We start from the raw sequence: 25,197 nt of genomic DNA on the forward strand, positions 1-25,197 counted from the left end.
TCACCCCATGGTTGGGATGACGAAGGCGTTGGACCTATCACCGCCCCCATCGGGCCAGCGCTGCGTCACTTTCTTCAGCTTGGTCCAGAACTTAAGACCCTCGGTCCCATACTGATCGATGTCGCCAAAGCCTGAACGTTTCCATCCGCCGAAGCTGTGATAGCTGACCGGCACAGGGATCGGCACGTTGATGCCGACCATGCCGACATTGACGCGGCTTGCGAACTCGCGCGCGGCATGGCCGTTGCGGGTGAAGATCGCGACGCCGTTGCCGTATTGATGATCGCTCGGCAGCCGCACCGCGTCTTCGAAGTCGTTTGCGCGCACGATCTGGAGGACCGGGCCGAAGATCTCTTCCTGATAGCTATCCATCTTCGGCGTCACATGATCGATCAGCGTCGGGCCGACAAAGAATCCGTCCTCGTGGCCCTGCAGCGTGAAGCCGCGCCCGTCGATGACGATCTCCGCGCCTTCCTTTTCAGCGGTATCGATCCAGCCCTCGACCCGCGCCTTGTGCTCGGGCGTGACCACGGGCCCGTAATGCGCGTCGGGATCGCTGGAGACGCCAATTTTCAGTCCGTGGATGGCCGGGATCAGCTTTTCCTTGAGCCGTTCGGCCGTGTCCTCGCCCACCGGCACCACCACAGGAAGCGCCATGCAGCGCTCACCCGCCGAGCCGAAGGCCGCGCCTGCGAGATCGTTCACGACCTGGTCGAGATCGGCATCCGGCATGACGATGCCGTGGTTCTTCGCGCCGCCCATGGCCTGGACACGTTTACCGGCAGCAACGCCGCGTTTGTAGACATAGTGCGCGATATCGGACGAGCCGACGAAGCTCACTGCGGAAATCGCCGGATGATCGAGGATGGCGTCGACCATTTCCTTGTCACCGTGAACGACCTGCAACAGACCTTCGGGAGCGCCCGCTTCCACGAACAGTTCGGCAAGCCGCACAGGCACGCTGGGATCGCGTTCGGAAGGTTTGAGGATGAAGGCATTGCCCGCCGCGATCGCCATGCCGAACATCCACATCGGGATCATCGCGGGAAAGTTGAACGGGGTGATGCCAGCCCCGATGCCGAGCGGCTGGCGCATCGAATAGACATCGATGCCGGGCCCTGCGCCCTGGGTGTACTCGCCCTTGAGCACCTGCGGAATGCCGCAGGCATACTCGATCACTTCGAGCCCGCGCTGAACATCGCCCTTTGCATCGTCGATCACCTTGCCGTGCTCGGAGGAAAGCAGCTCGGCGAGGCTTTGCATGTTGGCCTCGATCAGTTCCTTGAACTTGAACATCACCCGCGCACGTTTTTGCGGATTGGTTGCCGCCCATTCCGGCTGGACCTTCTGTGCGGTCGCAATCGCTTGTTCGAGCAAGGCCGCATCGCCCAACCCAACCTCGGCCTGCACTTCTCCGGTGGACGGGTTCCATACCTGATGCTTGCGGGTGGGGGCGGGGCTGTCACCGACGATGAAATGATCGATCTGACGCATGGGGATCTCCTGTCGAATTTGTAACCGCAGATGCCCGACACGCGCCACCGCGGCAAGGCCCCGCGGCCTGCCAAAAGTGTTTAAGCTCAAAAAAGGCGCCAAGTGGGGTTACGGCACCTTGCCATGAAGGTAAGCGGGTGCATTGGGCGCTCACTCAAGGCCCATGCATGTGTAGCTCAATGGTAGAGCAGCACCTTCCCAAGCGACCACAATCGCAGATTCCTGGGGGTTTCGCTGTAAAGTCTAGCGTTTTCGCATTCACGAAATTCAAATGCTTGCAGCTTCGGTGTGAAAGTCAGGGACCAATTTCTTAGTCGCAGGTAGCAATACTCGACTTGCGCCGCGATGCCACGAACGATGAGTTAGCGCCCCATGCTGGGCCTTCTGCCGAGACTATGATCACGCCGAAAGGTGACATCGCTGCAGCACGAAGCATTGAGTGCTTCGGTTACGCATCCACGGCTCGGTGCTCCACACCTAGCACTCTGGATTATCGCGATCGAATTCGGCGAGTTTGGCATCTGGAGAACCCATCGCGCGAATTTCGCCGTCAGGTCTATCGGCCTCGCCGCCAAGTGCTCACCAGTCCTACAGCATCGACAAGGATACAAAAACGACCGCCGAAGAGCGAAACATTGTCGATCTTCTACCTTAATGCAGCACACCTGCATGGCTAGGAGTGGCCGTCTCAGATTTTTCGATCAATATGGTACGTGATCTGACGAGAAATGGGTTGGTCTCAAAATCACCAGACTGGAATACTGGAATATTGCCTCCAGAGCAGCTGCTCGTGATCGCCGTGGCTTGTCATTTCATGACCGAAAATCGCCTAGTACTGTCAGACTTTCGTCTGTAGACTTGGGATTTGCCGCAGAACCACTCCACTCTCACAGTATACACCAAATACCGCGAAGGATTCGGGATTCCTAGTTTTTAGGATAGCCCACTGGTCAGGTGATACTCTAATTTTGTCTCGCCCAAGACGAGCGGGCGCGCTACACCAATTCGGAACTCGCGCCTCGTCACATCGCAAGATATCGGAGTGCACGTATCTTTCTTTGGCGAGCGCGGCGCAGTTTTTTCCTTTGTCCCGTGCGTTGGTGGAGCACACTGGTTGCACCTCAGCCATAGCCGTATCGGTTCCCCAAGCAGAGCACCAAGGATGCAATCGCGCTTGCAACCTTCTGCTGCTGAAGGGCCTATCCCTGACATAAAGACAAGCTTCGATTTGTCGACCGTCGGATCCCGACGATATGCGATCGCAAAATCTTAAAGCGGATTCGCGCCCTCGATCATTTAACTCATTGAGATATAGAGGCAATCGGCTCGAACGGGAATTGGAAGCGCAAAACGGCGTGCTCGGCTCGACTGGTCTTGCCTCATCGCGCACGCATAACGTTTCCCCATTCGGTCCAGTGCGCGAGCACATTTTCTCCCAGTTGGTCCAAATTGGGCAATCCGGGTTATCGCGGTCGAATTCGGCGAGCTCGGCATCCGGGGAAATCGTCCCGCCAATCCCGCCATCAGGTCTACTGGCCTCGCCGCCCAATGCGGAACAGGCGGAGAGCACCGAAAACGATATAAACAACGTCGCCAAAGAGAGATATTTTGCCGACGCAGTGCTCGAAATACGATCAGAATTAACAATCCTATTCACGTTTACGATGTTGCTTGCGGACATGTCGCACTCCTACTCCAAGTGGAAAATGTCATTTAATATGATCACCGCACGTTCTTGCGTGTCCATGAACACTGCGTTTTGCATGCGGCTCTGCCAGTAAATCCACTTAAGCTTTCCATCCCTCAGATCAGCCTCTGCATCTCTCTCAAAAGACCTTCGGCGTACCACAGGCCCTTGACGAATCTCATATTCGAACAGGAACGGCGTTCCGTCAGCACGAGCCGAATATCGGGCTGTCACAATGATATCGACGCCCTCATCGCGGCAGTAAGGGTTTTGCCCGGACGAATCACTTGTGATGCGAGGGATCTTTCGGTCTGCCGGAAGGCGAGGCGACCCACCATTAGCCATGTGCGCACGGGATAATGCGGCAGCGAACATAGTGCTAAGGTCGCTTGGCGGTTCGTAGCCCTGAGATATTGACCAGACCGACGGGTCAACTGTCAATCGAGTGCAAATGCTGGAATCATCTCTCACATCGAATGCAGGGCCATTTTCGTCGATTTCAGAACTAGACTGATCTAATCGCCCCTCTCGCACCATCGAAGCCGGTTCGACATCGGCATACACCTCCGCGGGGCTAGTCTGAGCTGGAGAAGTGACATTGGATGGCGATGTGCACGAAGTTGTTGCTGCGAACAGCAAAACCAAAACAAGCCGCGAATTCTGCAAAAACAAGGTACGCCCCTCATGTGTAAGTTGAAATATTGAAATTGCAAAGTTTATCTATTTTTTAATGAATGGTAAATTTATGCAATAGCTCCCAACATATTAAGCTATTACATTTATTAATAGTTTGATTTGAATATGATTAACTATTATCCGTAGCGGGGGTGTAAGTCATAGAAATATAAATAGAATTAGATCTGATATGATGTGAAATCGCTGTTTTTCTCTTTGAATTGGCAATTTATATGGTGAGAGTATTTACGCTATAATTTGTTTGTTAAGCTACTGTTGCGCTGGCTGGGTTACTCGATGATTTACAAAACCCACTTCAAGCTCGTCTTGTGCGCGAATGGCCGAATTGCGTTCTTATTCAAGGCTTTGCCATCCGAGATGTCGGTTCCTCGCCGCAGACATTCTTCGAGGTCATTCCGGCCAAGGAGAATAAGTATGACTTACTTACACTTCGGCCTTGCCGGTCAAACCCGAGTGCCTTGGAGCTTCGGAGCCAAGGCCGGTCACAAGTGGCCATTGAACAAGAAGACGATCCAGGCGATCCGTTTATTCTCAGGTCAAGGGGAGCGCATGCAAGATCGAGCGTTGTTTAACTTGGCGAATGACAGCGAACTGCGAGGCTTGATCCGGTTGAGATGAAAATCAGCGATTTGGTCAGCGGCCCAGACAACAAAAAATGGCGGCAATCATTCAGCGTATGTCGCTTCTGCCCCTTCAGTTCGAGATGGTCCAAATCCGCTAGCCGACCTATGTGCCTGGTTGGAACTCAGAGGTTTTGATATTGAGGACTTCGTCTTCCTAAGGCCTAATTGATCACACCCGTCATTTGAGCACGTGGCAATACGCTTGGCTTGTTGATGAGGGGGGCAATTATCGGCTTGCGGCCCGAAAGACATGGGATACACTCGTTTCGCCGAACCACGGCTTCAATCATCTGCGAAGCCACAGGCAAACTCCGCGCAAGCCAACTTGCGCTTGGTCATTCAAAGATTGAGTGCACTGTGCGGCACTTAGGACCTGATATAAAAGGCGCTCTCACGCTTGCCGAGAAGATATAGATCTGACCGCGTACCGACGCTGGCATCGACTGAGCTGGTGAGCGATGGAAGCGGACGAGCAGCTCTTGGCGACACGAGTATGCGAGACAGGTACTTGGCTCACAGCTCATTACAGGTCCAAACCGCTCAATCGAAGGCCGATTTATGCTAGCACGTAACGTTCAAACCGCTGTCTTGATCATCTGATCAACGGTCAAGCTCTAGTCGGACATCTCTTTCTCATACGCACGATATCGTAGATCAACAACACCATTGGCCGGAACTTCGGTGCGCCATAGCGGTCTGCCATCGCGTTTGCGCATTCGCTGATTAAAGCGCTTGTGCTCGTAATCCTCGTCATCAAGGAATTCGCTTTCGAACGTGATGGGCAACGGACTGGCGTTGCGCACTGTAAGCGTGAACTCTTCCCAACGATCATTTTTCTCATCCCACCAGCCACGTTCGATTGAAGCAATGACATTGCTTGCAAGGCCCAGATCCAGCTCGACCTCTTCGCCTACCGCTTTGTCATCCATGCGATCTTCCCCAACCAACTGGCGTAGCCCAAGGATTTGTTGGAAGAATGCAAATTGCCCTGACGGTAGTGGTTCGCCCAACCCATTTTCCTCTTTGTTTGTAGCACGAAAAACTCTGTTTATGCGATCAAAGTTGTCACCACGCCCTATCTCGAGTTGATAGATTATTTCGCCCTCGACATTCTGCTTTTGAATAAAGGCAACTTGCTTTTGGCTGTTCGCAGCAACCGTTGTGGGAAACGGAATTCGATAGAGCTTGAGATCTCCCAAATCTTCTCGCTGGGCGATGCGAGAGCCTGTCACCAAAATCACGCCGCCATCAAAAGGGCCTTCCAGAAGGTCCGATTCTTGCCTTCGTGCAGTCGGCGAAGGGGCGGTCGAGATTGCGAAAGGGCGTCGCTGATAAAGACCTTCTGTAAACTGACCTGTGCTTTCACTAGGCCAGCATTGATAGCGGACCGGCCGAAAGCCGGACGAAAAGAGGGTGTTCTCATAGTCCTCATTTTCCCTGTAGACCTCGCCTGCAACCGCATTCGCACGCGCGTCGAAAAAGCTCGTCGAATCGCTAGAGGCCATGGTGAGCCAGCCCAGAATGTCAGCCCGCGTACCCTCATCATTTAGCTCCGCAACGTAATTGGCGCGCCAATCGAAGTTGGATGCAAGATAGGTCAGCGTCATCGTATAAGTGCCGCCGGGTTGGTCTGGAATACGAACCGAAAGCGTTGGCTTCGCCGATAGGTTCTGAGGCGCCCGGTCGAAGACAAGGGTTTGATTGAGGCCCGTGCAAGCCACAGCTTCAAATCCTTGATCTGTTTGGATAAGCAATCTGTCGCTGCCCGAGCGTATGGTTGCTTGTTCTTCGATGATTTTGCCAGTGAAAGGGTTTGTCCGTCTAATGGTAACCTGCTGCCCGGTAAAATGGTCGAGCAGGCCGCGTTGGCTTAATAAGTTGGCATTTTGGTTCTTCTCATCGATGCCGATACCCTTTACCAGAGCGCTTGCGGGTTCGATACCGCTTGCGACCCCTTCAAAGCGAACGATTACGGGACCAGCTGGTACCGTCACTTCACGCGTTTCACTGATTAGGGCAAAACCCTGAAGGCGCCCCAAGTATAGCCTGGGACTTTCTGAATTGGAGCCTCGGTAGATCGACACTTCAACCACATCTGGGCCGGGTGACGTTACCGCCGATTGCGCAAGAACCGGAGTTGTCCCAATTCCCGCAAGGCAGGCCAAAGTAAGGTTGAGCGGTATCAAGCTATAGGTGGGTGAGTGCTTCGGGGCTCGCGGCACCGTGAGCCATGGTCTGAAGCATCGGATCAGCTCTTGCAACATGACGTCAATACCGGGTGTCGAACGTCACATTGACTTCAGTCTCGCCATTGGCAGGCACCGGCACTTGCCATACTCTAACATCCGCGTTTCGTTGCGTGCCTTCGAGGCTTTCGCTCACAACACGCGTATCATCCCAATAGTTGTCGAGCCCCGATTGCGCTAGATCCACCATCACTGCACGGTTGCTTCCATTAGTGAGTGTGTAGCGCATCTGTGTGCGATAAAAGGTCACATTGCGCTTGATAGTAGTGGTTTGGCTGGCGCCATCAGAACGGTTTATGCGATAGCGATATGTGTTTTGCCACTCGTCCGAGCTGATCCTACTGCGATCCACGATGGTTGGCTTGACTTTGATATCGAAGGCCTCGCCCGTCGAAATCGCCAGTTCAGACCCGCCAGGTGTGTGCCTGATTGCGCTTTCGCCGGTAAACTGCGCATTGTCTCGCGCGTCGCGTTGATAGACCCGTACAATACCGGCCGGCAGAGCATCGCCTAAGCCGCCAGCACGAGCGGTTGAGAATTTCAGGATGGTCTGAACACTGTCAGCTTCGTCACTTTGATTACGCCAGCCATTGGTGTATTGATAACCGCGCATGGCGGGGACCCCGCCCGCGTCTAGGAAGCTTACCTGTTTCTGCTGCGCATTCGCTATCGTTGTGCGCTTCTCAAGCGGGTAGATATAGAAATCACCAAGACGCTCCCGGTTGGCAGATTCTACTCCGGATCGGTTTCCACGCGGTCTATTGTTGCGATTGCTGCGGTCCGAATATCCTTGTTGAAGCGTCGCAACTTCCCCTGCGACCAATAAAGTGCGTGCATTGGAAAAGGTGGTGCCGGTGTTGTTGGTCAGTGTAACCCAACCTTGCACATCAATCTGGCTCCGTTGTTCGTCAAATAAGGCGACATAATCGGCCTTCCAGCCAAGGCCGCTCGAAAGGTAGCTGAGCGTAAGAGGACGAGTGCCTTCACGCTCAGAATCCAAGGTCACAGAAAGCGTGGGCTTTGCCATGAGGTTGGGTGGAATGCGATCAAAGATGACGCGCACTGGAAGTCCATCATCGCGCAACACCTCTATCCGGGTGCCGATCTGCATCACCACACCGCCGTTCACGGCCAGAATCTTTGCTCTTTCGCGCGTTTCCATGCCCGTCGCTGGGTTAGTGCGCAGCAGAGTTACGTCCTAGCCCACTGCTTTGGCCATAAGCGCACCGGGAGATAGCAAGTCGAAATCAAAATTCTGCTCAAGAATGTCGAACCCGACACCGTTGAGGGTAACTGTCTCAGGACGGATTTGAGCCGAGACATCCGGGAATGGCACACGGGTTGTGCCATTAGGTAGTTTTATTTGCCTTTCGTCCCGTACCAAGGCTATGCCGCTATTGTAGATTGTGACCGATACATCACCTTGTTGACTCGGATTGTCATCGGTTTGCGCATGAACCGCCGAGCCGGTAGCACCAATAATCGCCAAGCATGAAAACATACCCGCCAAATTCGCAAGTTTGACTGCAGACATCCTTTATAGCTCCCCAAGCATACCTAGACCCGCAGGATGTCATAGAGTTACTATGATGAACATACTCTGCCTTGTCCTTTAGTAACTAGACAAGCAGCTTTATTCAGTGCGTCTGGGTGCGATAAGCGTGATGGCACCTTTGGGAGACCACAGCCGTTGGGAGTTGCTCGCAAATGGCTCGGAAGCGCAACGACCGCTATTTAGACTGATCAGCTAGAATCACGCTTTCCACTTACGGTCCGCTTCCAAGCTCGCGGGCACAAGATGCAAACCGTCCTAACAATCTGGTCACTGATTCATTGCGCGATTTGAAGATGCTGCTGCCGGGGCGATTACCAAGCATATAAAGAGGACATAGGTGGGTGGTAGCGCTTGAATCAGAGATATTTATAAGGAGTCTCCGAATGGCCCGCTTCACCAAGGATGCATGGCAGGCGAATCTGCCGCTCTTCGAAACCACCCGCGATATGCCGTTCAATCGCGAGCTTGCCGAAGGCGCGCTGCCGACCGAGAAATTCCGGCACTACATGATTCAGGATGCGCATTACCTCGAAGGCTTCGCGCGCAGCCTTGCGCTGGTGTCGGCCAAAGGTTGGAGTGCGGATCACGTGGTCCAGTTCACGAAGGCAGCCGAGGTGGCAATCATCGTCGAACGCGAGCTCCATGCCGACTATTTCGAACGATTCGGCGTCTCACCGCAAGACTTTGCGTCCACCGAACTCAGTCCTGCCTGCAATCATTATGTCAGCTATCTGCAGGCCACTTGTGCGCAGGCGCCGTTCGAGGTTGGCCTTGCTGCACTTCTACCCTGCTTCTGGATTTATCGCGAGGTGGGCAGGGCAATCCATGCGACCGCCACGCCCGACAATCCCTATAGCGTCTGGATCGAGACCTATGCGGGCGATGATTTCTCCGAAGCCGTCGACGCGGTTATCGCGACGCTCGACGAAGTCGCCGCCAAATGCTCGGCGCGCAGTATCGAGAACATGCATCGTGCCTATCGCCGTTCATCCCAGCTCGAATGGATGTTCTGGGATAGCGCGTACCGTCAGGAGGGTTGGCTGGTATAATGCGCGAGGCGCTTAAGTCCCTGCTGATCGATGCGGCGCGCTCGGGTCGAACGCTCACCTATGCCGAGATTGCAAAATCACTACAGCTCCAACCGCCGCATACGATTCACAAGGCCGCGCTTCTGATCGAAGACCTGATGCGCAGCCAATCTGCCGATAATGAACCGCAGCTTGCGAGCCTTGTCGTGTCGAAGGCTCGGGCAGAATTACCCGCGCCAGGCTTCTTCGTACTGGCTCGAAAGCTTGGGTTATATGACGGGACGGACGCAGGAGCCGATGCCCGCGCCTTTGTCGAAACGGAGCGCAAACGATGCGGGTCGCAATTCTGAAAAATCAGGAGGGCGAAGGCGCAGCACAGGCTCACCTCGCGCGCGCCTGCTATTACCTAACCGGCCCTCACGATCTCAAGCAGCGCCAATCATCTGCGGGTGATGCAGTACTTGCGGCCATATGGCATGGGTGAGGTCGATCTATCAAGCTCGCAGCTGCAGTCGGGAGATACGAGGCGTCTGAACAATTGCTCGAAAACCTTGCCGTACCAGTGAAATAGCGAATCGGGCAGCGGGACCGGATCGCTGGCCTCGAACCGGTCTATCGCAAACTCCCATCCTCCGTTTGGCGTGAAGCGGCCCGCGCCGACGAATGTCCAGGCGTGTCGGCGGATTGCGCTCATGAGCATCGGCCCGGATATACTGTCAGGCAGGGCGTTCAATAGCCACGAAGCAGTCACCGGGATCCGGTTGGCGATGATGTAATCGGCGGTTCGCTTCGCCGCTTCACCTGCGATTGTGAAGCAGCGGGTCGGCTCGCGTAGCGCTAGCCAGCGATGCAAGCGTAACACATCGGTCTCCGGGATCATGCGTTCACCTGATGGCAGTTCGGGTAGCTGAGCGCTCTTCAAGATATTACAGGTCGCTTCTTCGCCAAGATGCTCGCGCATGGCCGCAACAGCATGGATCACAGCGTGCGGGCCGATCAAGGCATTAGCCGTTCTGTCGGCGGCATCGGTCGCTGCAATCAAGGGCCCTTCAATCAGCATCGATCCGGTCCCTCTGCCGCTCATTGGTGCGGCGCACGCCGCGCTCCTTCATCTGTTTGCGTACGGCTTCGCGGCGAGCTTTGGCCTGCGCTGCGCGATCCGCGTTCGTTTGCCAATCGGTCGCCGCATCCGCTGCCACCTTGCGACTCTCGTCGAAGTGCCAATCGAGCTGCTTCTTGGTCTGCGGCCCCCAATATCCGGCCTTGCCGAGATCGTAGAAGGTGCGTTTGAAACCTGCTCGAAGGAAAGCATAAAGGCATCCCAGCAGATATCGTCGCCTGAACCCGGTCCCCCGCCAGGGATAATGGAAAAGCGCCTTTTGCATATAGAACCGACGATAGTTCTTCATCACCCCGTCCAGCAGCTCGCCACGCTCCATCGCCGCGGGCTTCATGATCGGGGTGACGAAATTGTACTTCGAGAAATCGTGGATCTCGACCTGATCCTTGATTTCCTCAAACAGCGGCGTGAACGGCCAGGGCGTGTACATCGCCCAATTGGCAAGGTCCGGCTGCCAGTCCCACGCCATCCTGTAGGTCTCTTCGAGCGTTTTCTCGGTCTCGTTGTCGAGTCCGACGATGAACTGCGCCTCCACGAAAATGTCGGCATCGCGCAGCAGCTTGATAGCCTGCTTGTTTTCCTCGACCTTGGTCTCCTTGTTGAAGCGGTCGAGCTTCATCTGGGCGGCGGCTTCTGTGCCAAGGCTCACATGCACCAGTCCTGCCTCGCGATAAAAGCTGAGCAATTCGCGGTCGCGATAGATATCGGTGACGCGGGTGTTGATTCCCCATTTGACCTTGTCCGGCAGGCCGCGGTCGATCAGTTCCTGGCAGAACTCAATGAATTTCTTGCGATTGATCGTCGGCTCCTCGTCCGCAAGGATGAAGAAGCCGACGCCATGGTTTTGGTGCAGATCCTCGATCTCATCGACCACATCCTTAGGATCGCGAATGCGATAGTCGCGCCAGAACTTCCATTGCGAGCAAAACGAGCAGGTGAACGGACAACCACGCGCGAGATTGGGGATCGCAACCCGCGTATTCAGAGGCAGGTAGGTGTAGAGGTTCCAGTCAAGCACATCCCAATCGGGTTTTAGCGTCGACATATCCTTGACTGTCTCCGCTGCGGGTGTGGCGATGATCTTGTCGACTTCACGATAAGCAAGGCCCTTGATCTGCGCGCGGTCACGCGGCCAACGGCCTTCCTGAATAGCGCTAAACAGTTCAACGGCGATGTTTTCGCCTTCGCCGCGCACGATCACGTCAATATGAGGCGCTTCAGTCAGCACCTGCTTGTACATGAAAGTGGCGTGGACCCCGCCGAGCACGCGTACCGCACTTGGATTAGTGAGCGCGGCGATTTCGAGAACACGTTCCGCAGCGTAGATGCTTGGCGTGATCGCAGTGGTGCCGACAATATCGGGTTGGAGCTCGTCCATGCGGCGCGCAAGTTCGTCATCAGAGAAGCCTTCCGTCATCGCATCGATGAAATGGATGTCATCGAACCCGGCGCGTTTGAGCGGTCCGGTCAGGTAGGCTACCCAGGCTGGTGGCCATGTCCCTGCGATTTCAGCGCCGCCGGAACGATAATTAGGGTGGACGAATAATATGTGCACGGCGAAATGCTCCCGGCCAAGTGTCAGTCAGTTCGATCCCTAAGACCATTTCTGACCAAGGCGGCGCGGCGCTGCATTGAGATGAATCAAACCGGCCTGAACGAGATTCTCGCTTGGTCATGGATCGCTACGTCGCGAAGCTTAAGCGTTGTTGGGAGCAAACGTGCGGACTCTCGAGAGATGATCCGATTACAGGTGCGTCCGCCGCGCCGTGGTAGGTGGTGGATAGCTCAGTGTTATAGATTAGCTAGGGTATCCCAGATGGGCGATAGATCGTCTTATCACGCGCCATGTTCACACAATCGAGCCGGCTGTCCGGTACGAACCGAAGGACGCGAACCTTGGATCGATCCCGAATTTAGGCCATGCTTAAAGGCGAGGCCTCTTTCGCGCATAGGACCGTTTATTCTCCGTCGGCTGACAGTATCTGAAATGTTAAGGTTTGAAGCTCGACCAAGGAAGGTCAAAACTCCGTTGGTGCGATAAATTCTGACCGCTAAATGCCGACAATGGCGCAATGGACAGTGGTCTTAGTCTTCGCGTTATTCATCAGGTGGTTGCGGCCGTCGGACTGCGGAACCGTTTTTGACCAAATCGATCCTGGTTTTCGCTAAAAAGGGTGTCATGCGTTCTCGTTCTTAAACGACCACCCCGCTCAATTCGTCATTACCAAACCGATTTATTGCTTGTCGTGCAGGGCCTCGCTGCGGCAGATATGATCGCGCGGCACCATCAAGCGCGCCACAAACAGTGAAACGAGGTCGCCGTCCAATGCCAATGCCAAGTAAGCTTACGTCGTCCAGCAACCCCCTCGGACCAGCGGAGCTTAAACGTTGATCCTTTCCATTGCCGCGATAGCCGATCCTGAGAAGCTCGCCGAAATTCAAAGAAAAGCCGAGCAACTCACTTGGGTGGATGGACGGAATACTGCTGGGAAGGTGGCGCAGGCGGTGAAGCGCAATCAGCAGGCGGTGATGGATGACCCCGCCGGGCAAAAGCTGCGCGAGCTGACTGTGCCTCATATTATTTCCAATCCCACGCTCCGCACAGCGGCACGTCCGCGGCGTTTTTCGCACCTCATGGTGAGCAAAGCCAAAGATGGCGGATTCTATGGTCCGCATGTCGACAATGCGATCATGGGACAGGGCGATGCTCGGATGCGCAGCGACATCTCTTTCACGCTGTTTCTAAGTTCGCCGGACAGTTATGAGGGTGGTGAGTTGGTCGTTTACACCGATGGTCTTACACAAACGGCAAAGGCGCCCGCTGGCAATCTGGTGCTTTATCCTTCTTCAAGCATTCATGAGGTGAAGCCGGTCACCGCTGGAGAGCGGATCGTTTGCGTTGGCTGGCTTGAGAGCATGATTGCCGACCCCACACAAAGGCAGATGCTGTATGAACTGGAGCAGATGCGCCAGTCCTTGCGACGCAAGTTACCGCAAGAGGCTGAGGAACTTCTCGAGCTCGACAAAGCGATAGCAAACCTGCTGCGCATGTGGGCGCAGCCATGAGCGACCCAGGGCTTGAAATCCAAACCATTGGTGCATTTGAGCTGCGGCGGGGCGAAGCTCTCATGCCATTGCCATCGTCTCGCAAAACGCGTGCGTTGCTCGCCTATCTTGCGATTTCCGGCAGGCGGCACACGCGTCAGTCCCTGTGCGAGCTCTTCTGGGATACCACGGATGACCCACTGGCAGGCCTGCGTTGGTCGCTTTCCAAACTGCGCGGTCTGCTCAATATCGATGATCTCGAGGTGCTGAATTCAGACCGGGAAGCGGTATGGATCGATACGGAACTTGTCACCTTGGACAAGGATCGACTCAACGCGCTGGGCAATCAAACCGGCTACGCAGAGAAAGATGCCGATGAAATCTGGAAGGCGACAACGGGCCTTCCTCTCGAAGGTTGCGAATTGCCCAACCTTTCGACTTACATGACCTGGGTCGAGAGCTATCGTCAGGATTATCTCAGGCTGCGGGGTAGCGTGGCGAAGCGGTTCGCCCGTGACACTGATCTGCCCTGGGAAATCCGCGATAAATGGGCGGAGCGCTGGATAAAGGTGGCGCCGTATTCGCGCGGTGCAGCCTTCACTGCATTTGAATGCAAATACTTTGCTGCCGGGCGGCCGGCAGCCCTGAGCCTTGCATCCAATCTCACAAACTCCTTCGGCGAAGCGGGGATTGAGCCGCCATCCTTCGAGATCGAGCAGTCGAAGGGTGCTGATGTGGGTCGGCGTCAGGAGCTGGCACCGACCGAGCAGCAAATCCGGTTTGTCGAGGGTCTGGACGGCGTAAGCATTGCCTGGGCAAGTGTTGGCGATACCGGCAGTCCGCCGCTGGTGAAGGCCGCCAATTGGCTCAATCATTTGGAGCTGGACTGGGATGCTCCTGTGTGGAGCCCGCTGTTCAAGGAATTGTCCCGGACCAACCACTTCATTCGCTATGATGAGCGAGGCTGCGGACTGTCCGACTGGGATGTCGATGAAATCACCTTCGACAAATTTGTCGAGGATCTGGAGCATGTCGTCGATGCGGCCGGGCTGGATCGCTTCCCGCTCCTCGGCATCAGCCAGGGCGCAGCCGTGTCGATCAGGTTTGCAGCCTTGTATCCCGAGCGCGTGTCGAAACTGGTGCTATTCGGCGCCTACGATCAAGGGTGGCGATACGATGCGACACCCGAGCAAGTGCGCGAGCGCGAGGCAGTGATGGTGCTAACCGAAACAGGCTGGGGGATGGATAATCCCGCCTATCGGCATGTGTTTTCGCGAACCTTCATGCCCGACGCGAGTATGGAAGAGCTCGACTGGTTCGATGAGTTTCAGCGCCTGACCACCAGTTCGGAGAATGCTGTTCGGTTTCTGGAGGCCTTTTCCACCATCGATGTGCGCGATGATCTTGCGAAGATTCAGTGTCCGACGCTGGTGGTGCACAGTCGGGGCGACATGCGCATACCGTTCGCAACCGGTCGTTTGCTCGCATCGCGTATCCCGGGGGCGCAACTGGCGGGCGTTGACAGCCAGAATCACTTACTCCTTGGCCGGGAAAGCGCGTCCACCCGGTTTGTCGAACTGGTCCAGGATTTTCTGGCATCGCCCTGAAAGCCTGCGATTTCAACGCAATCGCTGTGGATTACAACGCTTTTACAACGCTCCCCACCACGCTCGCTAACATGGCAGTCTGGGATGTCGTGACCCGCTAAGGGGGCGCGCCAGTTGTGCCCTCATCATAGAGGGTCAGACTATGAGCACTTCACAAAACACCACAGTTGCGCCTCCTCCGAAGGTGGATTCAAAAGAGCCGGAGCACACAGGCGCGCAGGTCAGCTCGACTGCGCAGCAGCGGCAGCACGTCGCGGCCAGCCAAACGTCGCCCGGATCGGGCACAGCCGAGTACTCTCTGTCAGGCGGCCTGATCCGGCGACTTGCGGACATGAACGCCTCTCTCGCTTTTACCTCCTACCAGTCCGGGCTGCTCTACATGCTTGGCAGCAATGCCCAGGGTGCGGCTCAACTGCACCAATCAGCCATGCCAAAGCCGATGGGCCTTTCCACCGATGGTCACGGCGGCCTGGTGCTTTCGACCGGCGCGCACCTCATGCGGTTTGCCAATATCCTGGAGCCGGATCAGCGGATCAACCAGACATACGACGCGTGCTTCATGCCGCGCACGAACTTCATCACAGGGCAGCTCGATGCGCATGATGTCGGAGTAGATGTCCAGGGCGAAATCATCTTCGTCAACACGCGCTACAATTGTCTTGCCAAGCCATCCCAACGCCATTCCTTCGAGCCGATCTGGAAGCCTGATTTCATCAGCGACATCGTCGACGAAGATCGCTGCCACATAAACGGCCTCGCGATGCGAGATGGCAAGCCTGCTTATGTTACGGCGGTTTCCAAGTCCGACACGATCGATGGGTGGCGCGATCGCCGCGCCGATGGCGGTGTCGTCATCGACATCGCGAAAAACAGGATCATCTGCGAAGGGCTTTCGATGCCCCACTCGCCGCGCTGGCATGACGGCAGGCTTTGGGTGCTCGATGCGGGCACGGGCAACTTTGGCTTCGTGGAACTGCCCAAAGGCAAGGCCAAAATGGGCAAGTTCAAGCCGGTGGCATTTTGCCCTGGCTTCCTGCGCGGGCTGGCATTCCACGGAAAGTACGCCTTCATCGGCCTGTCCAAGCCGCGCTACAAGCGCTTTGAAGGGCTCGCGCTCGATCAGCGGCTTAAGGATGCTGACAGTGAGCCATGGTGCGGCGTGCAGGTGATCGACACGGCCAGCGGCGCCTGCGTCGACTGGTTCCGGATCGATGGAAAGATCGGCGAGCTCTACGATGTTGAGCTGATCCCCGGCTTTCGCTGCCCGATGACGGTCTCTCCAACATCGCCCGATGCGGCATCGCTCATCACGTTCGAGCGGCCACAAAACAACTAACAGACAGGCGCACGCGCCAATCTCCAGCCCGGCCTTGCGACACCCCCGCAAGGCCGGGCGACCCCATCACACATCAACGCTGTTTCGTCACGCGGCGACATCCAAAGGTCAAGAACATGGCACATCACGATCAAACGCAAAATTCCGCTTCCCAATCCCGTTACATCTTTGGCGGAGCCGGGAATTTCCTGCGCTGGAGCAACTCTGCAATGCTGCGCGGTGGCCGTGTGACCAAATTCAAGGGGGTGGCTGCAAGCTATTCCCCTGAACTTGGCCTGGTCACATTTGCGGCAGAGCGGGGCGCCGCAGCAGGCGGCGGGTCGACCGATCTGACCCGAGGTATGGTCCGCCGTCTGCTGCAATGGTCCGCCGCGCCTGTGGCCTTGCTCGCCGCCCAATCGCCAGCGTTTGCGCAGGCGCAGGACGAGTGCGTCGAGGTCACGCCGGGTCAAATCCTTTGTCAGGACAATGGCGGTCCGGCTACGACAGAGCAGGATTTAAGCCCCGCGACCAACGGCGATGATGTGATCGTCACTATCGAAGACGGCTTCGAGGTCGATGTGCCGAACTCCGGGGGCGATGGCATCTCTATCGAAAATGCCGGCGCAGTTACGATCCAGCAATCGAGCGGCTCAAGCACGATCACCGGCGATGATTACGGTATCGACGTCTATCTGGCCGACGACGATATCAGCATCACTACAGGTGGAGATGTAACCGGTCGGGATTCGACGGGCATTTTCGCCAGCACATCAGAAGACGCAAACCCCGATGCGACGATCACAATCGATACGACAGCGGGCACCGTAAGTGGTGGGTTTAACGGCATACAGGTCGGCCAGAATGCTATGGGCGATGTCGAGATCGTGGCTGGTGATGTCAACGGCGGCCAGTACAGCAGCCTCCTTGGTGCAAATGGCTCAGCTATTGATGTGCGAAGTGACTCGTCAGGAAGTACGACGATCGATAGCACTGCGGGTAGCCTTCTGGGTGCTGCGAACGGTATTTACGTTCGGAATTATCAGGGCGGAAACGTATCTATCACGACGTCGGACGTGACCGGTCAGTATTACAGCGGGATGCGGATCAATAGTGATGGAGGCAATATCGATATCGATACCTCCGGCGGGCTCGTTCAAGGCGGCACAGATGGGATACGTGTAAGCCAGGCCGGCGATGGCGATGTCACAATCACCACCGCCGACGTGGAAGGCCAAGACAGTAACGGGATCGAAGTCGACCGCGATCTTGGGGTGGGCAATGTCGCCATCGACAGCACCCTTGGCAATGTAACCGGGTCCGAAAACGGAATTGAAGTCAGGCACAACGGAATCGGCTCCATCACGATCACAACCACCGATGTGGAAGGCGAACGAGGCTTCGGCATCTACGCCACAAACGAGGCGACCGGCACCGACATCATCATCGATAGCTCGGCCGGTTCGGTGGTCTCCAGCGTTGACTCCTACAGCGCGGCCATTCGTGTCAGGAATGATGGTACGGGCGTAACGCGGATTACCACCGCCGACGTGACATCAGGGGATGCCAGCGGCGAAGGCGGCGACGCGATCTATGTCCGGAACGGGGCGAACACGACCGGGGTCGAGATCGACACAACCGCCGGCACGGTATCGGGCGATGTCTACGGCATCAACGTGCGTCATTATGGTACGGGCGACACCACCGTCTCGGCCGCTGACGTTACCGCCAGCGGCCTTGACGGCATTTTCATCACAACCGGCGACAATTCGGGCGATGTCACCATCGACAGCACCGCCGGAACGGTTAGCGGCAACGATTTCGGCATCAACGTTCGCAGCGAAGGCGTCGGTGCGAATATCACCGTCACCACAGCCGATGTGAACGCCGACAGGCTAGATGGGATCAATGTCAACGACGATGGTGAGGGAACCTTCGGCGCGGACGTGACGATCGATACGGCCGCAGGCTCGGTCACCGGCTTTGATGAAGGCATAGTGGCGCGAAATGCCGGGGCCGGCGATCTTTCGATCACGACCGCCGATGTTAGCGGCAACGAAGGATATGGCATTCGCGCCATTAACTCGTCCGCAGACGGTGGCGACATGATCATCGATTCCAGTGCAGGCGCAGTCAGCGGCTTCAACGACGGCATAAGAGCGCGCAGTTATGGCTCTGGCATCACCCGCATCACTACCGGAGATGTCAGCAGTCAGAACAACAGCGGTATCGATCTCGATGCAGGACCGGCAGCCGGAGACGTGTTCATCGACACGGCCGCCGGGTCGGTTTCTGCCTTCCAGTACGGTATCGAAGTCGAGCATCGCGGCACGGGCAATATCGACATTGCCACCGCCAATGTGACCACCGATGTCTCTGCCGGAGTTCGGGTGTTGGGCGCTGGCGGTAACATTTCTGTCGACACAGTGGCTGGCAGCGTAAACGCAGAACAGGGCGGTATCGTCGCCTTCAATTCCGGCACGACTGGCGACATCGCCATCACCACGGCAGATGTTTCCAGCGGCTCTTTCGACACAGCCGCGATCTCTGTGTCGCAGGGCGGAGGAAACGTTTCTGTCGACACCACGGCGGGAACGGTTAACGGGGCCAGCGCCGGTATCAACGTGCGCAACGAAGGCACCGGCGATACGGTTATCACCACCGCCGCTGCGACCAGCAGTCGCGGTGATGGCGTTTACGGATACAACGACGTGTCGGCGGGTAATCTCACGATCGATACAAGCAATGGCGGTGTGTTTGGCCAACAGGACGGCATCAACGCGCGCAACAACGGCACAGGCGATACATCGATTACCGCCGCGAACGTGACGAGCGGGAGCGCCTTTGGTATCGACGCACGCAACGCCGAGAATGCGGGTGCTCTCACCATCGACAGCAGCGCGGGCGCGGTGAACGGCGCAACCTTTGGTGTCTTTGCCTCGAACGAGGGCAGCGGCGTCACGACCATCACCACAGCTGACGTGAATGGCGAGAGCCAAGACGGCATCGACGCCTCGGTGCGAGGCACTGCGGGCGACCTTGTCATCGACACGACAGCGGGCCTCGTAACGGGGCGCACAACCGGAATTTCGACGAGCAATTCTGGCACGGGAGACGTGTCGATCACCACCGGAGATGTGTTGGCTCAAGACTTCACGGCGATCTATGCGAGCAACGGGGTGGGAACGGTAAGTGTTGACACGAGCGCAGGCGTCATCACCGGCGGAGCGGACGGCGTCGTTGTCCGCCAAAGGGGCACTGGCGATGCGAATGTGACGAGCGCCGATGTTGTGGGTACGAGCCGTTACGGCATCTTTGTCGATCTGGACAGCGACGCAAACAATCTGACCATCGACAGTACAGCGGGCGACGTGACCGGGCAGACCAACGGTATTCGCACGACCAATGCAGGCTACGGCGATACGGTCATCAACACCGGAAACGTCACATCCACCAGCGGCAGCGCCATTAACGCGTCGAACGAAGGGTACAGCAACGACCTGACGATAAACAGCAGCTCTGGCACAGTCGAAGGCAGCTCAACCGGCATCTTTGCCAGCAATTCGAGCTACGGCTCGCTCTCGATCACGACCGCTGATGTTATCGGCGCCGGGGCTGACGGGATACGCGGAAGCAATCAGGTCGGCACCGTTGATGTCATCATCGACAGCACCGCTGGCAGCGTCAGCGGTAGTGGCTTTGGTAGCGTGGGTGTCAGAGCAAGCAATCTGGGCTCTGGCATCACCTCTATCATGACCGCAGACGTCTTTGGTTCGGATACGGGAATTTCGGCGAACATCGGTTCGACCGCGGGCGATCTCATTATCGACACGTCTGCTGGCGAGGTTGATGGTGGCTTCGTTGGGATTGTGACGACAAACGGAGGCACTGGGCGCCAAACGATCACAACCGGGGATGTCTCAACCTTCTCCGGAAACGCGATCTACGCCACCAACATCGCTGCAACTGCAACGGACATCACGCTGGATACTTCTGCGGGAGAGGTACAGGGTGCCGGGAGCGGCATCGTAGTAGTGAACGCGGGCACTGGTTACACGCGTATCACTACCGCAGACGTTACGGGTGCAAGTAACCTTGGCAACGGAATCGAAGCTATCAATGATCCCACTGCGGGCGATCTCACCATCGATAGCAGCGCTGGCGCGGTGATGGGTGGCAATCGCGGGGTCTTTGTACGCAATTTCGGCAGCGGCGCAGTCTCGATTACGACCGCAGCCGTCACCGGACAAGCTGACAACGGCGTCGATATCTATAACGGGATTGATGGCGACGCGCTCTTGCTAGACACGAGCGCTGGTCCTGTCGAAGGCGCGCAAAATGGTATCTTTGTGCGCAATTATGGTGATGGGCAAAATGCCACCATCACCACTGCCGATGTTACAGGCGACAGTGCAGACGGTATCGATGTGGTGAACGCCGACACTACAGGTGATTTGACCATAGACAGCAGTGCAGGCTCCGTGAATGGCAGTGCTAATGGTATCAACGCTCGCAATTACGGCACCGGCTCGACGTCCGTAGTCACCGCCAATGTGACCGGTACGACTGGCGATGGCGTTTACATGGTCACCGGCGCAGACTCGACGACCCTCGACATCGACACCAGCGCAGGCGCGGTGACGGGCGGCAATCGCGGGATCTATGCGAACCACCAGGGTTCGGGTGATCTGACAATCACGGTCGGGAATGTGAGGGGGGAGAGCGCAGAAGGCATCCTCGCATCCACCTCGGACAGTGAAGCGGACATCGTCGTCAGGGGCGGCGCTGGCGTAGACAGTAATGTGATCGGTGCAACCGACGGTATTCGTCTTATCACCACAGGCGTTTCAGTTCTGGACGCCGATTTTACCGATGAAGGGATTATTGTAACGAACGCAATAGGCCCGAGCATCACAGTGTCTGACTTGGATAGCGTCACCGGCCAGAACGGTGATGCACTAAACCTGACAACAGCTGGCGGAGATATTACCGTCAGCAATATCGGCACTATTACCGGCCTTGGCGGCAATGGTATCTTTGCCAGCACTTTTGGCGGCGACATCATCATCGAGAATGTCGGCTTTGACGGCGGTATCACGGCGACGGGCGGGGTTGGGATTGCTGCCTATGCCAATTTTGGCGGAACAGTCAGGATCGGCACGTCAGGCCCTGTCACCGGCGATGCCTATGGCGTCAACGCAACCGGTACGAATGGTAGCGGGGTCTTCATCGACACCACCGCTTATGAAGTGTCCGCTGCGATTGGCATTCGTGCAGTCAACAGTGCTCCCGGTGCTGCCGGGCTTTCCATCACCACCGCGAACGTTACAGGTACGGGCGGTGAAGGCATCCACGCCGTAACTGAGGGCGGCGATGTGGTTGTCGATACCACGGCAGGCACCGTAACCGGCCTCACCGATGGTATCGCGACCAGCAATACGGGAACCGGGTCGACGACTATCGAGACTGCGGACGTCAACGCGACCGTGGGCGATGGTATCAATGGCTTCAACGACGACGATGCCTCGAACCTAGTGATCAACAGCGTCGCTGGCGATGTGACGGGCGGAGATGATGGCATCGACGCTCTCAACGAAGGCGGCGGACAGCTGGTCATCACGACAGGTGACGTGACAGCACTTGGCGGTGATGCCGTCGAAGCGCGAAACTTGGGAACGGAGCTGGTAATCGACACCACCGCTGGCGCATTGGTCGGCGAGAGTAACGGGGTTATCGCCGTCAACAATGGCACCGGGACAACGAGTGTCGTCACAGGCGATGTAACCAGCCGCAACTCCTCGGGCCTCTTTTCTCTCGGCAGCGGCACCGATATCTTGGTTGATACAAGCGCCGGTGACGTGTCAGGCGGCACCAGCGGGATCGTCGTTTTGAACAGAGGCGCCGGCTCGACCAGGGTCGTCACTGGAGATGTGGCTGCGCTTGAGGCGGAGCCGGGAATTACGCAGGGCGTCGGGATTTCGGTAACAAGTGATCCAAGCGCTGAGGATGTCATCATCGACAGCAGCGGAGGCACTATCAATGCGACCGGATCGGGTGTTCGTGTCGTGCAATATGGCGCTGGTGACGTAGAGATCGTGGTAGCCGATGTCAGCGCAGCCGCATTCAACGGCATTGCGGCCTATGATGGGTTCGAAGGCGCCGAGGGCGAAGGTTCGATCCGTATCGATAGCTCTTCTGGGACAGTCGTCGGCGGAAGGAACGGAATCCTTGCGCTCAACTCTGGTGAAGGCGAACTCGCGATCGTTACTGCATCCGTTTCAGGAGGTAGCGAAGCGGGGATCGACGCGGCAAGCCAAGGCAGTGCGCTCAGGATTGACAGCTCTGCCGGAGACGTCACCGGAGCAACCTATGGCATAACCGCGGAAAACACCGGAACTGGCGCGCTCACCATCACTGCCGCCAATGTTACGGGCACAAACGCGGCAGGCATTCTGGCGACAAGCACAGGTGCAGATATCGGGATCGACAGCAATGCTGGCGCGGTGACGGGCGCGACCATCGGCGTTCAGGCCCAACAGACAGGCGCTGGCGATATCAGCTTGCTCGTGAACGAAGTCAGCGGCGCGGTTGGCATTGATACCAATGCAGTCGGCGGCGCGACGGTCATCACGCTTGGCTCGACCGCTGTGGTCACAGGGACAAGCGGATTTGGCATCGATGCCCGATCAACCGGCGGCGATGTGACGATCCAGGGCTCTTCCGGAACGGTAACCGGCGCGACCGACGGCATCTATGTGCGGCCGGTGACAGCCGACATCACAGTCGGGACGATCGACCTGGTTGAGGGGCTTGGCGCAGATGGCCTCGATCTTCTTACCCAGGGCGGTGCGATCACTGTCAGCAATATCGATGCGATTATCGGCAACGGTGGCAATGGTATCACTGCCGTCGCAAGCGGCGGCACGGGCGGCGCAATTGATTTGCAAAGCGCAGGCACGATTTCGGGCGCACAAAGCGGCATCGCGGCGAGCACGGATGGCACTGGCACGATAGCGATTGATGTGGGCGGTCAGACGAGCGGCGCGGCCAATGGCATCGCCTTCGCAACCGCTGGCGGAACTGTCACAATCACCAATAGCGGCGATCTCAGCGGCGGCGATTTCGCGGTCTTTGCAAGTGGTGCGGCGACCGGTCCGATCACACTCACCAACTCGGGTGCGATCACAAGCGCGATCCAGTTTGCGGATGCCGATGACCAATTCATCAACAGTGGATTTTTTGCTGCTGCAGGCACAAGCGACTTCGGCGAGGGTTCCGATACTCTGGTAAACTCGGGCACGCTGAATATTGCGGGCAACGTCCAGTTCGATCGACTTGAACGCTTGCAAAACTCCGGCACCCTAAGCCTCGTCAACGGGCAGACTGGCGGTGTGTTCACCACACCCGGCGACTTCGTTGGTGACGGCGGTAGAGTGGAGCTCGATGTGAACTTCTCCGAAGGAGCGGGCGACCTCCTGACCATTGGCGGAGCTGCGACGGGCAGCACCGAATTGGTTTTGAACCTGGTCGACTTTAGCTTCTCCTTTGGCGACAACGTGGTCATCGCCGATGCTGGCGAAGGGACGCAAGCGGACGCTTTCAGCGTTGTCGAGGCGTCAGGCTCAGCATCGCCGTTCCTGTCCTTCGATCTGCAATTCGATGAGATCGAAAGCGACTTCGTGGTTGGGGTGGACCTTGAAGAACGGGTGTTCGAGGCCACCAAGATCGCCGAGGCGGCACAGGCCCTGTGGTATCGCAGCGCCGATGCCTGGGCCGATCACCGCGCCAATGCTCGCTTTGCGGATGACGAGATATCGCCTGTCTGGGTAGTCGCTTACGGCGTCTCCTCTCAGCGTGACGAGATCTTCCGCGATCCGACCGGCCTCAGCCTGGAAGACGCTGATCTCAGCTACAGCCAAGACTTCTTCGGTGTACAGACGGGCGTCGATTTCGACGCGGCGACAGGTCTCGTTCTGGGTATCACGGGCGGGTATTCGAGCTCTTCCTTCCGGCAGGATGCGGGCGGTAGCACAGTGCTATTCGATGCGTTGAATATCGGCGTGGGCGCAAGCTATGCCTCGGGCGGTTTCTACGCGGAGGCCCTGGCCAAATTCGACAGCATTACAGGAGATTTCTCGGATCCCGTGCGCCGCGACTTTGCCGCGGACATCGATGCAAACGCTTTCGGCGTCCGTATCGAGACCGGCTACCGATTCGGGAGTGACGCTCTCTATGCGGAACCGCGTATCAGCCTCGATCTGCAGCGAACCGATCTCGACGATCTCGCATTTCCCGGGCAGGCTTTCGAATTCGACAATGTCGATGGCTTTCGCGGTACGGCGGGTCTGCGACTGGGCGGATATCGTCAGTCATCGGGCAATACGACGATTGGATATTACCTTGATGCAAGCGCCGTGCGCGAGTTTGAGGGCGATGCAAACGTGGCTTTCCGTGCGTTCGCCGATGTCGTCGAGTTCCAGAACAACGCGATCGGCACTTATGCCAACGTACAAGCTGGTATCACACTAGAGGGTGACGGGCCGCTTTCGGGCTTTTTCCAGGCCGAGAGCGACATCTCTGACGATTACAGCAGCTTCGGAGGAAAGGTTGGATTGAAGGTGAGGTTCTGACAAATCGTTTAGAGCTTCATCGCCGCCTGCTGCATGTCGCGATACGATTTCGGCCTTATCGACGGCCGCGTTCGGGCACTAAGATTTCGGATCGCCTTGTCTTGGGTTTGGGGCACAAGTGTCATTGGTTATTGCGAGTACCCTTGCGACG

10 protein-coding genes and 1 pseudogene are annotated in these 25,197 nt (G+C 57.0%); 6 read left to right on the plus strand and 5 right to left on the minus strand.

All coding sequences use genetic code 11. The features are described 5' to 3' along the window. The 3 genes and pseudogenes from IB285_RS01115 to IB285_RS01125 all read right to left on the minus strand — a co-directional run bounded on the left by IB285_RS01115 (nt 1) and on the right by IB285_RS01125 (nt 8,280). Nucleotides 1-1,494: a CoA-acylating methylmalonate-semialdehyde dehydrogenase gene (locus IB285_RS01115; protein WP_190786437.1), complete on the minus strand. Its 1,494-nt coding sequence runs from the start codon at nt 1,492-1,494 to the stop codon at nt 1-3. Between the two features lie 3,620 nt (nt 1,495-5,114). Beyond that, nucleotides 5,115-6,593, minus strand: coding sequence for a DUF4139 domain-containing protein (locus IB285_RS01120; RefSeq protein WP_190786438.1), 1,479 nt, complete (start codon nt 6,591-6,593; stop codon nt 5,115-5,117). Between the two features lie 175 nt (nt 6,594-6,768). Beyond that, a pseudogene (locus tag IB285_RS01125) lies at nt 6,769-8,280 on the minus strand (DUF4139 domain-containing protein). A 404-nt stretch (nt 8,281-8,684) separates the two neighbouring features. On the opposite strand from IB285_RS01125, the gene tenA reads away from it, so the two are divergent. Beyond that, nucleotides 8,685-9,350, plus strand: a complete 666-nt coding sequence (gene tenA, locus IB285_RS01130) for a thiaminase II (protein WP_190786439.1) — start codon at nt 8,685-8,687, stop codon at nt 9,348-9,350. Then, nucleotides 9,350-9,679 (plus strand): hypothetical protein, encoded by a 330-nt coding sequence (locus IB285_RS01135; protein ID WP_190786440.1) that lies wholly within the window; start codon nt 9,350-9,352, stop codon nt 9,677-9,679. The genes tenA and IB285_RS01135 overlap by 1 nt, the downstream gene beginning before the upstream one ends. A gap of 89 nt (nt 9,680-9,768) precedes the next feature. Here the strand turns inward: IB285_RS01135 and bchJ are convergent, their stop codons facing one another. Together bchJ and bchE are read right to left on the minus strand one after the other, a co-directional pair. Then, nucleotides 9,769-10,389 carry a bacteriochlorophyll 4-vinyl reductase gene (gene bchJ, locus IB285_RS01140; RefSeq protein WP_190786441.1) on the minus strand — a complete coding sequence of 207 codons (621 nt, stop codon included), beginning with the start codon at nt 10,387-10,389 and terminating at the stop codon, nt 9,769-9,771. Continuing rightward, nucleotides 10,379-12,004, minus strand: a complete 1,626-nt coding sequence (gene bchE / locus IB285_RS01145) for a magnesium-protoporphyrin IX monomethyl ester anaerobic oxidative cyclase (protein WP_190786442.1) — start codon at nt 12,002-12,004, stop codon at nt 10,379-10,381. Before bchE ends, bchJ begins: the two co-directional genes overlap by 11 nt. A gap of 833 nt (nt 12,005-12,837) precedes the next feature. On the opposite strand from bchE, the gene IB285_RS01150 reads away from it, so the two are divergent. The 4 genes from IB285_RS01150 to IB285_RS01165 all read left to right on the plus strand — a co-directional run bounded on the left by IB285_RS01150 (nt 12,838) and on the right by IB285_RS01165 (nt 25,046). Beyond that, nucleotides 12,838-13,515 carry a Fe2+-dependent dioxygenase gene (locus IB285_RS01150; protein WP_190786443.1) on the plus strand — a complete coding sequence of 226 codons (678 nt, stop codon included), beginning with the start codon at nt 12,838-12,840 and terminating at the stop codon, nt 13,513-13,515. Further along, nucleotides 13,512-15,101, plus strand: a complete 1,590-nt coding sequence (locus tag IB285_RS01155; protein WP_190786444.1) for an alpha/beta hydrolase — start codon at nt 13,512-13,514, stop codon at nt 15,099-15,101. Before IB285_RS01150 ends, IB285_RS01155 begins: the two co-directional genes overlap by 4 nt. Before the next feature lie 142 nt (nt 15,102-15,243). Next, on the plus strand, nt 15,244-16,437 hold the full coding sequence (locus IB285_RS01160) for a TIGR03032 family protein (protein WP_190786445.1): 1,194 nt from the start codon (nt 15,244-15,246) through the stop codon (nt 16,435-16,437). 116 nt (nt 16,438-16,553) lie between these two features. Then, nucleotides 16,554-25,046 (plus strand): hypothetical protein, encoded by an 8,493-nt coding sequence (locus tag IB285_RS01165; protein ID WP_190786446.1) that lies wholly within the window; start codon nt 16,554-16,556, stop codon nt 25,044-25,046. Nucleotides 25,047-25,197: the final 151 nt, after the last annotated feature.

Origin of the sequence: Erythrobacter rubeus (assembly GCF_014705715.1) — a bacterium.
GTDB lineage: Bacteria > Pseudomonadota > Alphaproteobacteria > Sphingomonadales > Sphingomonadaceae > Erythrobacter > Erythrobacter rubeus.